The following is a 13,209-nucleotide window of genomic DNA, read 5'->3' as shown; positions in this document are numbered from 1 at the left end:
GAGACACCGAGTGCGCGGCGCTCGTGGACAGGGGTGTGCAGTGACGGGTCTCGAGATTGCGGTGGTGATCATCGCGAGTGGCTATGTCGCGGGTGGCGTCTGGGATCGCGTGAAGAGCACGGTCCACGACCGTCGTTCGGAACGGCTGCGGGAGATCAACGGGCCGGAGCCGATATGCGGTTGCCGTCACCACCTCGCGTATCACGACCCGAAGGAGGGGCGCTGCTACGCCGAGGTGAAGAAGCCGGTGGAGTGGGACGAGGACGGGGACGAGATCCGGTTCGCGCACGAGCAGTGTCCGTGCCGCCGGTACGCCGGGCCGGAGCCGCTGGCGACCCTGTACGCGCCCGAGGTCACAGGTGGTGGCCGGCACGGCGAGCGGCTCGCGCTGGAGAGCGGCTGACCGGATACCGCTGCGCGGGCGGCGCGCCCCGGCGGCGCCGTCAGTCGTCGTCGAAGCCGGTGGAGGCCGCGTCGACCGCCAGATCCTCGCGCATCTCGCCGCGCAGGTGCGAAAGATGTCCCCACAGCTCGTCGAACCCCTCGTCAAAAGCCCGGAGTTCGGCCGCGTCGCAGGGCGTCGTCCCGGCGATGCGCTTCAGCGTGCCGTACCGCGTGTTGAGGTGCCGGCTCACGATCCCCGCGACCGCGAGCACCTTCACGGGCATGATCATCTGGGCTTCGGCGTAGTTCTCGCGGTGCGCCGTGCGGCGGTCTTCCAGCTGCTGGAGTACGGCGTCGAGATCGCCCGTGCCGTCGCGGAGTGCATGCAGGACGTTGACCTGGGCGGTCATGTACTGCCGCGCCGCGGTGTTCACGGCGATGTAGCAGGCGCGGCGGAGTTCGAGAAGTTGCTGGGCACGGGCCTCGGCGCGTTCCGCCTGCAGCAGCGCATCCGCGTGCTCGCGCTCCTCGCGCCGCTGTTCGGCGGCCGCCGCCAGCTCCATCCGCTTCGTACGATCGGCGCGGCTCTGCGAGAGCAACGTGCCGGTCAGTGTGCCCGCGACGCCCACCACCGCCACGAGCAACGCGCCCCAGCCGTCGCCCACGTGCCCTCCCCTGCGTCCGGCGTGGCCGCCCGTCCACCGGTGTGCCGTACGGCCAGGAAGAAGTATGGCCCGCCGCCGCACCCTCCCCGTCATGGGGCGGTACGAACGGCTCGACAGTGCACACCGCTGTCCGTGGCCGCCCTCGCCCGTCAGCCGTCCGCGACCGGCGTGACGGGCGGCCCTCCGGGGGCGCGCCCGGCCGAGCCGGCGTGCATGTGCGCGGGCGGATCCCCCCGCCGGACGCACGGCTTCCGCTGCTCCCCGCGGGGCAGGACGCGGTGGACACGGCGCTGAAGCGGCGGGCCGCGCTGGGGGAGTAGGTGGGGTGCCGTGGCCCGGAGCCCGGGCGACGGTCGATGGCCCGGAGCCCGGGGTCGCCCGGAACCCGCGGTGGCTCGGAACCGCCTGCCGGTCCGGGGAGGGACGGGCGGAACCGGTGGGTCCGGCGGCACCGGCCACTCCGGCGTTCCGGTCCGCCTCGTCCGCGGCGGTGAAGAGGAGCGGGCCGAGGCAGTCCGAAGCGGTGGGTGAGGAATCGGCCAGGAGCGCTTCCGATGACACGAAGGTGGCGATCGGCCATTGGCCAACACCTTGCCCTGCCGTAAATTCACCTCGCAGTAAGGTTACTTCCGGGTCAGGAGCTGGTCGCGATGAGCTCTCGCGCGCGAGATCCACACCGAAATCCCCATACCGGGGACGTACCGGCCACGTCGTATGGCTTCACCCCGCCGCATGCGACGAGCCCTTCGGACCCCGCGGATCCCTCACGCTCCGCTGACCTCTCGTACGCCACGGACATCCCCGCCCACCTACCGAGCCCCCGCGTCCGCAGTCTCGCCGTGCGGGGGAGGCCGGGCCGCGGCCTGATCTCCGTCTGCGCGGCGGGAGTTCAGGGGGTTGCCGCCGTCCTCGAACGCCCCTGACACCGCCGCGGCGTTCGCTTCCCGGCGGGACACGCGGAGCCGGAGCCGCGGGCACGCCCCCGCGGCAGACACAGGTACGAGCCGTTGCACCCCCGTATGCGCCAACCACTCCGTATGCGCCAACCACCCCGTACGCGCCAACCACCCGCCACTCCCCACGCTCCCGATTCGCTCGCACCATCCAAGAGACGAGGAGCCGCTCGTGTCACGCCAGGAAACCGCACCCCCAACACCCGCCGCCGAAGCCCCCGCCCCGGTACTCGTCCCGCCGCAGAAGTCGGTCATCGACGGCGTCGTCCGCGAAGTCTTCGTCCCTCCGCTCGTGCCGACCGTCGCCAAGGGGTCCGTCGCCGACATCCCCTTCGACAACGCGGCCGAGGCCCCGGCCGAGACCGTGCTCGGCCGGAAGCAGCCGGACGGCACCTGGCGGGACGTGACGGCGGCCGAGTTCGCCGCTGAGGTGCTCGCCATCGCCAAGGGCCTGATCGCCCACGGCCTGCGCCCGGGTGACCGGCTTGCGATCATGGCCCGTACGACGTACGAGTGGACGCTCCTGGACTTCGCCGCCTGGTCCGCCGGGCTGATCTCCGTCCCCATCTACCCCACTTCGTCCGCGAGTCAGGCCGCCTGGATCATCCACGACTCGGGTGCGGCGGCCTGTGTGGTGGAGAACGTCGAGCAGGCCCGGCTCATCAGCGGGCAGCGGGCCGGACTGCCCTACCTGGCGCACCTCTGGCAGCTCGACGCGGGAGCCGCGTCCCAACTCGCCACCGCCGGCTGGCAGGTCACGGACGAGGAGGTCACCGCACGCCGCGCCTGGCTGGGGCCCGAGTCGATCGCCACCCTCATCTACACCTCGGGGACCACCGGCCGGCCCAAGGGCTGCGTCCTGACGCACGGCAACTTCTTCGCCGAGGTGGACAATTCGATCGAACTGCTCCATCCGGTCTTCAATTCCGTGTCCACGGAGCCGGCCTCCACCCTCCTCTTCCTCCCGCTGTCCCATGTCTTCGGCCGGATGGTGGCGATCGGCTGTCTGCGTGCCCGCGTCAGGCTCGGCCACGCCCCGAGCATCCAGACGGAGGATCTGCTCGCCGATCTCGCGGGGTTCCGGCCGACCTTCCTGCTCGCCATCCCGTACGTCCTGGAGAAGGTCTTCAACACCGGCCGGGCCACGGCCGAGAAGATGGGCCGCGCCTCCTCCTTCGACCGCGCCGCAAGGATCGCCCGGCGCTACGGCGAGGCCCAGGAGGCACAGCAGCACGGCACGGGACCCGGCCCGGGCCTCGGCCTGCGCGCCGCCCGGGCGCTCTACGACCCACTCGTCTACCGCCGCATACGCGCGGCCCTCGGAGGCAAGGTCAAGTACGCCGTCTGCGGAGGATCGCCTCTCGGCCACCGCCTCGCCGCCTTCTACACCGGCGCCGGCATCGAGGTCTTCGAGGGCTACGGACTGACGGAGACGACCGCCGCCTCCACCGTCACGCCGCCCCTCAAGCCGCGGCTCGGTACGGTCGGCTGGCCGCTCCCCGGCACCGGTGTGCGGATCGCGGACGACGGCGAGGTGCTGCTGCGCGGCCCCCATGTCTTCTCCGGCTACTGGGACTCGTCCATGGCCACCGCCGTGCCCGCCACACGCGGTGGCTGGTTCCCGACCGGCGATCTGGGCGCGCTCGACGAGGACGGCTACCTCACCATCACCGGGCGCAAGAAGGAACTGATCATCACCGCGGCGGGCAAGAACGTGGCTCCCGCGCCCCTGGAGGACCGGCTCCGCTCGCACCCGCTCGTCGGACAGTGCATCGTCATCGGCGACAACCGGCCGTACGTCACCGCGCTGATCACCCTCGAACCGGACGGGCTCATGCACTGGCGGCAGATGCACAAGAAGCAGGACATACGCATCGAGGAGCTGGTGCACGACGCCGACCTGCTCGCGGATATCCAGCGCGGTGTGGACGACGCCAACGGGCTGGTCTCCAGGGCGGAGTCGATCCGCCGTTTCAGCGTGCTGCCCGTGGACTTCACAGAGGACCAGGGGCACCTGACCCCTTCGATGAAGCTGAAGCGCGCGGCCATCGTGCGGGACTTCGCCCCACAGGTCGAAGCGCTGTACGCGAAGCGGCGGTAGGCGGTAGGCGGTAGGTGGCAGGGTGCGGTTGCCGGAGGGCGGCAGGCAGGCGGTGGCCGGAAGGTCACTCCGGCGCCCGGGGGTGTGGTGCGCACGGCTCGGCACCACGCCTCCCGGTATCGCCGCGCGACGCACCGCCCGACCTGGCTCCGCTTCGTGCGGTCGTCCCGGCTCCGCTCCGTGCGGTGGTCCCGGCGCGGTCCGCCCCCGCCCCGCCGGCGGCCGTCCGGTACGCGCCCGGGGTCGTGCCCGTCCAGCGCCGGAAGGCCCGGTGGAACGCGGTGTCCTCGGAGAAGCCGAGGCGCGCCGCCACTTCCGCGATCGGCTCGCCTCCCCCGACGAGCCCCTCGATCGCCGCGTCCTGCCGCACCGCGTCCTTCAACTCCTGGAAGGAGGTGCCCTCCTGCCGCAGGCGCCGCCGCAGGGTGGAGGGACTGACGGCGAGGCGGGCCGCGACGTCGGCCGCCTCCGGCAGCCGCGCGGGGCCGCCGGTGCGCAGGGACGGCGTGAGCACTCGCCGGACCTGCTCGGCGACCGTCGTGCCGTAGTCGTGGCGGCTGAGCAGGGTGGCGGGGGCCCGTCGCAGCATCTCGCCGAGCGCCGCTTCGTCCTGTACGACGGGGGCCGACAGCCAGCGGGCGTCCATGGCCGCCGCGGTGCGCTCCGCGCCGAAGCGCACCGGACACCCGAAGAGCAGGTCGTACTCCGCGCGGTGCGGGGGAGCGGGCGCCGGATGGGCGAACTCGGCCCGCAGCAGCGGGATACGGCGGCCGACCAGCCAGCTCGACAGCCGGTGCCAGACGACGATCAGACACTGTGCGACGAACCGGTCCGCGTCGCGGGACAGGTCGTTGCGGACGACGCACCGTGCCGCGCCGGCAGCATCGCCCGGCCCGCACACTCCCGCATGCCGCTCCAGGACCAGCCGGGGACCGCTCGGGAAGAGCCCGTAGAACCGAAACGCCCGTTCCGTTGCGGCGCCGAGGTCGCGGCAGCCCAGCACGGCGCAGCACATCATCGCGAATGTGCCCGGCTTGCTGGGGGCCGCGCCGAGACCGAGGAACTCGTCGTCCGTCGCCGCGCACACCGCCCGCAGGAGGGCGGTGAACTGCTCGGGCGTGACCCGCCCGAGGTCGTCGCGCAGCAGCAGCGGGGGAATCCCGGCCCGCTGCAGAAGCGGGACGGCGTCGATCCCCAGGTGCCGCACGCCGCGCAGGACCGCGCGCGCGTGGTGCACCGTGATCGTCCGCCGGCTCGGCATCGGAAGCTGCTCCGTGGGCTGCGTGGTCGTGAACGGGCTCGGTCGTCTCGTGGCGTCCGTGGGCTGCACGGCCCCGACCTTCACCGGACGCGGTGAGCGGTGAGGGGGCGCCGTGAGCGGTGAGGCCAGTCGTGCTGACGTTTCCCGTCATGCCTGCCGGCCATGCCCGCTCCGTAGCGTCGTGCGCACGCGTCGTACGTACGCCCCCGCAGGGCCCACGCCCCGCGCCGACCGGAGGAGGCGCCATGACCGCACGGCCGGAACAGCCGGAGCAGCGGGAAGGGCCGGAACAGCAGGAACAGCAGGAACAGCGGGCAAGGCCGGAACAGCAGGAACAGCAGGAACAGCAGGAACAGCAGGAAAGGTCGGAACAGCCCGAACAGCCGGGCACGCTCGCGGTGTTCGCCGAGTGGACCGCCGACCGCTTCGCTGAACTGCCCGCGCTGCGGTTCCGGCAGGGCGACGGCTGGGCCGGGGTGACGTACCGGGAGCTGCGCGAGACCGTACGGGCCGTCGGCCGCGGGCTGATCGGCGCACTGGCGGTGCGGGCGGGCGAGCGGGTGGCGATCCTCGGCGAGACCCGCCCCGAGTGGACGTACGCGCACCTCGCCGTGCTCGCCGCCGGCGCCGTCGCCGTACCCGTCTACCCGACCGCGGGGGACGAGGAAGTGGCCTGGGTGCTCGGCGACTCCGGAGCCGCCGTGATCATCTGTGAGGAGGCGCAGGCCGGGAGGATCGAGCGCCTCCGGAAGCGGCTGCCCGCACTCCGGCACGTGGTGCTCATGTCCGGGGCCACGGACGGCGAGGCGCTGCTGACCGCGCTGCCCGGTGCGGCGCCGTTGGCCGACCTTCTCGCCCGCGGCGCGGCCGTCACGTCCGGAGACCTGGCGTCGATCGTCTACACCTCCGGCACCACCGGCCCACCCAAGGGCTGCCGCCTCACCCACGGCAACATCGACGCCGTCTGCGCGGGAACGCTCGGGCTCACCGACGGCGGCCCCGGCGACCTCACGTACCTCTACCTGCCCCTCGCCCATCTCATGGCACAGCTCGTGCAGTTCAAGGCGCTGCTGCGCGGCGGGTGCCTCTGCTACTTCGGCGGGAGGACCGAGAACATCCTCGCCGAGCTGGTCGAGGTCCGACCGACCCATCTGCCGTCCGTGCCACGGCTGTTCGAGAAGGTCCACGCGGCCGTACTGGCGGCGGCCGAGTCCGGGGAGGGCGGCCGCGACCGCTTCGAGGCCGCCGTACGGCTCGGGGTGCGGGTCGCGGAGGCACGGGAGCGCGGGGAGGAGTCCTCGGACGGGACATCGGCACGGTGGCAGGAGGCCGACCGTGCCCTCTACGCCCGGGTCCGCGCGGCCTTCGGCGGCCGGCTGCGCTGGGCCCTGACCGGCGCCGCGCCCATCGCCCCACAGGCCCTGGACCTTCTGCGCGCCTCCGGCATCGCCGTCTTCGAGGGCTACGGGATGACGGAGTCGGGCGGCGTCATCGCGCTCAACCACCCGGGTGCGGTGCGGTACGGGACGGTGGGCCGGCCGATGCGCGGATGCGAGGTGCGGATCGCCGTCGACGGCGAGGTGCTGGTCCGCGGAGCCAACGTCTTCCCCGGCTACGAGGGCAACGACGCTGCCACTCGGGAGGCCGTCGACGCCGACGGCTGGCTGCACACCGGGGACCTCGGCGCGCTGGACGACGACGGCTATCTCACCGTCACCGGACGCAAGAAGGAGCTGATCATCACGTCCTCCGGCAAGAATCTGACCCCCACGCTCGTGGAGTCGGCGATCCAGCAGTCGCGGTGGATCTCCCGCGCGGTGATGGTCGGCGACCACCGCCCCTACCCGGTGGCGCTGTTGACGCTCGACGCCGAGGAGATCGCCGGGTGGGCGCGGAGCGAGGGCGTGGACACCGGTGACCGCCCGGCCCGCCACCCCGCCGTGCGAGCGCTCTGCCAGGAGGCGGTGGACGCGGCGAACGCCCGGGCCGCCCGCCCGGCCCGCATCCGTGCCTTCGCGGTCCTCGACGAGGACTTCACGGTCGCCTCCGGGCTGCTGACCCCCACGCTGAAGCTGCGGCGCGCGGCGGTGTCCGAGCGGTACGCGGCGGAGATCGCGGCGCTGTACGAGAGGAGCTGAGCCGTACGGATGGAACTGAGCCGTATCAGGGGGATTGTGCCCGGGCGGCGCCGGGCCGGTCGGGCCGGCCCAAGCCGCACCCGTCCCGGGGCGGGATGCCCACCCGTACGGACAGACGGAAAAAGATGACAATGGACGGGTGGAACGGTCTCCGTCCCGCGCCGTGCACTGTCACGCGTACGCCTGGGTCGGGCCCCGCTGGCTGTTCGACAGGGAGGACGAGCGGCGGCCGGAGTTCGAGGCTGCCTTCGCGGCATCGGAGGTGACCCCCCTCCGGGTCGTGGAGTGGCTGCGCAAGCCCCGCCGGATGATCCGGTCCACTTTCACCGACCCGACGGAAGCGGCCGCGTGGATCAGGGCCCGCGCCGGGGAGGTTCTGCCGGACCAGCTGCACCCGGAGGAGGCCTGGTGGCCGCCGCTGGACCGGCGCGAGAAGGACGCGGTGGACCTGCTGAGCCGGGGCGGCGATGTGGTGTGGGGCTTCCACCTGCGGGACGGGCGCTTCGCCTCGTACGCCCTCATCTCCTGCCCCAACCGGCTGGATCCGGAGCTCGCCTGCCCGGAGCGGTGACCGCGGCGGCGGCCCGCATACGGCTGGGCCGGCACGCGGAGGGCACGGCGCGACGGTGCCCGGCGGGTCCCGGAGCGCCGTGACCAGCGCCGGGCAAGGGCAGGAGCCCCGCTCCCCACCGAGGTGGAGGAGCAGGGCTCCTTGGGTACTGCTGGTGCTGCGATCAGGCAGGGGTGACGTTCTCCGCCTGCGGGCCCTTCGGGCCCTGCGTGACGTCGAAGGTCACGGTCTGGTTCTCCTCCAGGGAGCGGAAGCCAGTCGCGTTGATCGCGGAGTAGTGGACGAAGACATCGGGGCCGCCGCCGTCCTGGGCGATGAAACCGAAGCCCTTCTCGGCGTTGAACCACTTGACGGTTCCGGTAGCCATAAGCCCTCCTTGGGCCAAAGGGTTGCCCTGCTCCAGAACCTGCAAGAAGTCTGAAAACTACAAAAGCCTGCGGCGTCACATGCTCCGCAGGCTCTGTACTGCAAGGGAAACCAAACTGCAACTTGCCGTGAGAGTAGCACGGGGCGTTCTCGCCGAGGAAGAGGCGAAGATCACCCAGGAGGCGGGTTTTGCGGTCGCGACACGGCTCTCACCTGCACGGTCACGCGCGGTGACGCGCGGCACGCCGTGTCGCCGCGCCGCGGCACACCCAGGGCATTCGGGTGAATCCGGCTCAGGGCGGGGCGCCGGTGCGCCTCCGTACGCGGTCCCCCCGGCCCGGGTCCACTTCGCGCCACGCCGCGCTGTACGCGCCCCCGGGCGCGGGACGCGGCGGCGCCGGGTCTAGCCTCCCGATGTGGAGAATCCAGACCGAGCCGCCGGTGCCGGCACCACCCTTGCCGCCGACGGCCACCACCGCAGCCGTCCCCGGGTCGGCCACATCCAGTTCCTGAACTGCCTGCCCCTCTACTGGGGCCTCGCGCACACCGGCGCGCTCCTCGACCTCGAGCTGAGCAAGGACACCCCCGAGAAGCTCAGCGAGCAGCTCGTCCGCGGCGAGCTGGACATCGCTCCCGTCACCCTCGTCGAATTCCTCCGCAACGCCGACGACCTCGTCGCCTTTCCCGACCTCGCCGTCGGCTGCGACGGCCCCGTCATGTCCTGCGTCATCGTCTCCCAGGTGCCGCTGGACCAGCTCCACCGCGCACGCGTCGCACTCGGCTCCACCTCCCGTACGTCCGTACGCCTCGCGCAGCTGCTCATCGCCGAGCAGTACGGGATCGAGCCCGAGTACTACCGCTGCCCGCCCGACCTGGGGCTGATGATGCAGGAGGCGCAGGCGGCCGTGCTCATCGGCGACACCGCTCTTCGGGCCTCCCTCCACGACGCACCCCGCCTCGGGCTCCAGGTCCACGACCTCGGGCAGATGTGGAAGGACTGGACGGGCCTGCCTTTCGTGTTCGCCGTCTGGGCGACCCGCCGCGAATACCTCGCGCGCGAGCCGCGGATCGTGCGCCAGGCGCACGAGGCGTTCCTCGCCTCCCGCGACGTCTCCCTCCAGGAAGTCACCAAGGTCGCCGAACAGGCCGCGCGCTGGGAGTCCTTCGACGCCCGGCTGCTGGAGCGCTACTTCACCACGCTCGACTTCCGGTTCGGGCCCGAACAGCTCGCGGGCGTGGCCGAGTTCGCACGGCGCACGGGCGCCACGACCGGGTTTCCGCCCGACGTCCGCGTCCGGCTGCTGCCGTAGCCGTAGCCGCAGCCGGAGGTGGGATCCGGGCCGGGCGCGTGGCCCGGGGCGGGCGCTCCGGGCGCGCACCTCTAGGGGGCCCGGCTCCGCTCCCTTCGCTCCCAGGCGCTGACCCCAGGCTCTAAGCTGTCGGCGCGCGTCGCAGGGAGACATCCGGGCGAGCCGAGGGGGGAACGGCAGGCATGCATCCGCTGGAGGCGGACGATCCGCGCGCTATCGGCCCGTACCGGCTGCTTCGCCGGCTCGGGGCGGGCGGCATGGGCCGGGTCTATCTCGGGCGCAGCGCGGGCGGCCGGACGGTCGCGGTGAAGGTCGTGCACCCCCACCACGCGGGGGAGACGGAGTTCCGCGCCCGCTTCCGGCGCGAGATCGAGTCCGCACGCCGTGTCGGCGGTGACTGGACCGCGCCCGTGCTCGACGCCGACCCCGAGGCGTCCCTGCCCTGGGTGGCGACGGGGTACGTGGCGGGTCCCGACCTCAGCCGCGCCGTGTCCGCCGTCGGCCCGCTGCCCACGCACACCGTACGGACCCTGGGCGCCGGGCTCGCCGAAGCGCTGGCCGCGGTGCACGCGCTCGGTCTCGTCCACCGCGACGTCAAACCGTCGAACGTCCTCCTGACCGTGGACGGCCCCCGGCTCATCGACTTCGGCATCGCGCGCGCCACGGACGGCACGGCGTCACTGACCGCCACGGGTGTCTCCATCGGCTCGCCCGGCTACATGTCGCCCGAGCAGATCCTCGGTCACGGGGTCACGCACGCCTCGGACGTCTTCTCCCTCGGTGCCGTCCTGGCGTTCGCGGCCACCGGCGAGACGCCCTTCCCCGGGGACAGTTCGGCCTCCCTGCTCTACAAAGTCGTGCACGAGGAGCCGGAGCTGGGCGCCGCCCTGACGGACGGGCTGCGCGAACTCGTCACCGCCTGCCTGGCCAAGGACCCCGCGGACCGGCCCACCCCGCAGCTGGTGGCGCGCCGGCTGGGCGGCGGGACGGGCGCGCAGGGGCTCGCACGGAGCGGGTGGCTGCCGGGGCCGCTGGTCGAGCAGGTCAGCCGACGGGCCGTGGAACTCCTCGGCCTGGAGGCGGAGACAGGCTCGGAGACCGGCCCGGAGACCGGGTCGGAGACCAGCGGCGCCGGGCCGGGGGCGGCAGCGGAGCGCTCGGGTCCGGTCACCCTGCCACCCGCCGAATTCCCCTCCGGTGGGCGGGAGTCGGGCAGCGGCCCCGCAACCCCGTATCCGCCCGCGGCCGCAACGGTGGGCGCGTACGGGCCGCCCCACCCCTCGTACGCGGACAGGAGCGCCGCCGGCGGGAGCGCTACGAACGGGAGCGCCGCGGACGGGGCCGCCGATTCGTACGCGGACAGGGCCGCCGGCTCGTACGCGGACGGGACCGCCGATGCCGATGCGCGCAACGGGGCGGCACGCGGCGGCGGGCGGGCGATCTCCGTCTCCGCCACGGCAACCGCCGCGCCCCCGCCGGCCGGAGCCCGTGGTCCGCGGCGGCTGAGCTGCACGCTGGTGCTGTCCGTGGCCGCCGCTCTCGCGGTCGTCACCACGACCGCGTACCTTCTCGGCCTGATGCCGGGCGCCAAGAACGGCGAGGACAACACGGCCGACAGCGCGGGCCGACCCTCGGCGTCGGCTTCTTCGTCCGCTGCCGCGTCCTCCGTGCCCACGACGTTCCTCGGCACATGGGAGGGCGATCTCACCTCCGAGAACGGCATTCCGGGCGGCCTGATGACCATCACCATCGAACAGGGCAAGGTCGGCCAGAAGGTGGGGTCCGGCGACATCCGGCTCGCCCCGCTGCGGTGCCGCAGCCTCTGGCGGCTCGTCAAGGCGCGCCCCGACGAACTGGTCCTCGACTCGCGCTTCGAGGAGACCGAGGGCCAGGCACTGTGCAGCCAGGGCTCCACGGAGGAGCGGCTCACCCTTCGGCCGGACGGCACGCTCCGCTACACGGCGAAGGACGACCCGGCGGGCAACCCCACCGGCACTCTGCGAAAGCTCGCCCGGCACACGCCCGAAGCGGGCTGAACGGACCCGGCGAACCCGTACGACGACAGGGCCCGTTCGCCGTCCGCGGCCACCGCCGTGCTCCCCTGGGGCCCGCCGGCCCGCAGCGCCGTCCCGTCGTCCGCTGCCGAGGAGCGCTGGCGTACGCTGGGGCGGTCGTCACGTACCCCTGTCGGAAGGGACCGGTCCCGGTGAGCGAGAGCGCCGACCTTCAGTCCGTCCTCGACCGCGCCGCCGGCGGTGGCCGCATCACCCCCGAGGAGGCGCTCGACTTGTACCGGTCGGCGTCCCTGCACGCGCTGGGCTCCGCCGCGGACGCCGCGCGCCGTCGCCGCTACGCCGGCACCGAGCACATCGCGACGTACATCATCGAGCGCAACATCAACTACACCAACGTGTGCGTGACGGCGTGCAAGTTCTGCGCCTTCTACGCGGCGCCGAAGGACACCGCGAAGGGCTGGACGCGGGACCTCGACGACATCCTCGAGCGGTGCGAGGAGACCGTGCGTCTCGGCGGCACCCAGATCATGTTCCAGGGCGGCCACCACCCGGACTTCGGCGTCGAGTACTACGAGGAGCACTTCTCCGCGATCAAGAAGGCGTTCCCGGAGCTCGTCATCCACTCCCTCGGCGCCTCCGAGGTCGAGCACATGGCGCGTATCTCCGGGGTCACCGCGGAGGAGGCGATCCGCCGGATCCACGCCGCGGGCCTGGACTCGTTCGCGGGCGCCGGCGCCGAACTCCTGCCCGCCCGCCCGCGGAAGGCCATCGCTCCGCTCAAGGAGTCCGGCGAGCGCTGGCTGGAGATCATGGAGGTGGCGCACGGCCTCGGCGTCGAGTCGACCTCCACCATGCTCATGGGGACCGGCGAGACCAACGCCGAGCGCATCGAGCACATCCGCATGATCCGTGACGTCCAGGACCGTACGGGCGGCTTCCGCGCGTTCATCCCGTACACCTACCAGCCCGAGAACAACCATCTGAAGGGCCGCACCCAGACGACGGTCTTCGAGTACCTGCGGATGATCGCCGTCGCCCGGCTCTTCCTCGACAACGTCGCCCACATCCAGGGCTCCTGGCTCACCGTCGGCAAGGAGGCCGGCCAGCTCTCGCTGCACTACGGCGCCGACGACCTCGGCTCGGTGATGCTGGAGGAGAACGTGGTCTCCTCGGCCGGCGCCAAGCACCGTTCCAACCGCATGGAGCTGCTGGAGCTGATCCGTGCCGCCGGCCGCGTCCCGGCGCAGCGCGCCACGACGTACGAGCATCTGGTCGTGCACGACGACCCGGCCGACGACCCGGTCGACGACCGTGTGGTCTCCCACCTCTCCTCGACCGCGTTGGACGACGGAGGGGTGGCGCGCCGCGCCTCGGCCGAGGGTGGCGGCGAGCGACGGGTGGGCGGCACGGCGCGCCCCGCGCTCAAGCTCGTCGAGGCCGACTGA

At 72.8% G+C, this 13,209-nt stretch carries 10 protein-coding genes; 7 read left to right on the top strand and 3 right to left on the bottom strand.

Translation table 11 applies throughout. The features are described 5' to 3' along the window. Nucleotides 1-40 precede the first annotated feature (40 nt). Nucleotides 41-403: a hypothetical protein gene (locus AB0M26_RS19090; RefSeq protein WP_365262320.1), complete on the top strand. Its 363-nt coding sequence runs from the start codon at nucleotides 41-43 to the stop codon at nucleotides 401-403. 40 nt (nucleotides 404-443) lie between these two features. Here the strand turns inward: AB0M26_RS19090 and AB0M26_RS19085 are convergent, their stop codons facing one another. Next, nucleotides 444-1,049 (bottom strand): hypothetical protein, encoded by a 606-nt coding sequence (locus AB0M26_RS19085; protein WP_365262317.1) that lies wholly within the window; start codon nucleotides 1,047-1,049, stop codon nucleotides 444-446. 1,125 nt (nucleotides 1,050-2,174) lie between these two features. On the opposite strand from AB0M26_RS19085, the gene AB0M26_RS19080 reads away from it, so the two are divergent. Then, nucleotides 2,175-4,103 (top strand): AMP-dependent synthetase/ligase, encoded by a 1,929-nt coding sequence (locus AB0M26_RS19080; protein ID WP_365262314.1) that lies wholly within the window; start codon nucleotides 2,175-2,177, stop codon nucleotides 4,101-4,103. A 64-nt stretch (nucleotides 4,104-4,167) separates the two neighbouring features. On the opposite strand, the gene AB0M26_RS19075 is transcribed toward AB0M26_RS19080, so the two are convergent. After that, a complete protein-coding gene (locus tag AB0M26_RS19075; RefSeq protein ID WP_365262311.1) occupies nucleotides 4,168-5,364 on the bottom strand; it encodes an AraC family transcriptional regulator in 1,197 nt (398 codons plus the stop codon). Nucleotides 5,365-5,609: 245 nt separating this feature from the next. Between AB0M26_RS19075 and AB0M26_RS19070 the strand changes: the two genes are divergently transcribed. Then, nucleotides 5,610-7,502 (top strand): long-chain fatty acid--CoA ligase, encoded by a 1,893-nt coding sequence (locus tag AB0M26_RS19070; protein ID WP_365262308.1) that lies wholly within the window; start codon nucleotides 5,610-5,612, stop codon nucleotides 7,500-7,502. A 139-nt stretch (nucleotides 7,503-7,641) separates the two neighbouring features. Then, nucleotides 7,642-8,073, top strand: coding sequence for a hypothetical protein (locus tag AB0M26_RS19065; RefSeq protein ID WP_365262305.1), 432 nt, complete (start codon nucleotides 7,642-7,644; stop codon nucleotides 8,071-8,073). Nucleotides 8,074-8,236: 163 nt separating this feature from the next. Here AB0M26_RS19065 and AB0M26_RS19060 read toward each other — a convergent pair whose 3' ends face one another. Beyond that, nucleotides 8,237-8,440, bottom strand: coding sequence for a cold-shock protein (locus tag AB0M26_RS19060; protein ID WP_365262302.1), 204 nt, complete (start codon nucleotides 8,438-8,440; stop codon nucleotides 8,237-8,239). Nucleotides 8,441-8,939: 499 nt separating this feature from the next. Between AB0M26_RS19060 and AB0M26_RS19055 the strand changes: the two genes are divergently transcribed. The 3 genes from AB0M26_RS19055 (at nucleotide 8,940) to mqnC (ending at nucleotide 13,209) form a co-directional block, all read left to right on the top strand. Then, nucleotides 8,940-9,749: a menaquinone biosynthesis protein gene (locus AB0M26_RS19055; protein ID WP_365262421.1), complete on the top strand. Its 810-nt coding sequence runs from the start codon at nucleotides 8,940-8,942 to the stop codon at nucleotides 9,747-9,749. 182 nt (nucleotides 9,750-9,931) lie between these two features. Beyond that, complete coding sequence (locus AB0M26_RS19050) at nucleotides 9,932-11,785, top strand: serine/threonine-protein kinase (RefSeq protein ID WP_365262299.1); 1,854 nt, start codon at nucleotides 9,932-9,934, stop codon at nucleotides 11,783-11,785. A 170-nt stretch (nucleotides 11,786-11,955) separates the two neighbouring features. Further along, nucleotides 11,956-13,209 (top strand): cyclic dehypoxanthinyl futalosine synthase, encoded by a 1,254-nt coding sequence (mqnC, locus tag AB0M26_RS19045; RefSeq protein ID WP_365262296.1) that lies wholly within the window; start codon nucleotides 11,956-11,958, stop codon nucleotides 13,207-13,209.

It is taken from the genome of Streptomyces sp. NPDC051776 (assembly GCF_040681345.1).
Lineage (GTDB): Bacteria > Actinomycetota > Actinomycetes > Streptomycetales > Streptomycetaceae > Streptomyces.
This window is presented reverse-complemented; position numbering and strand designations above follow the sequence as displayed.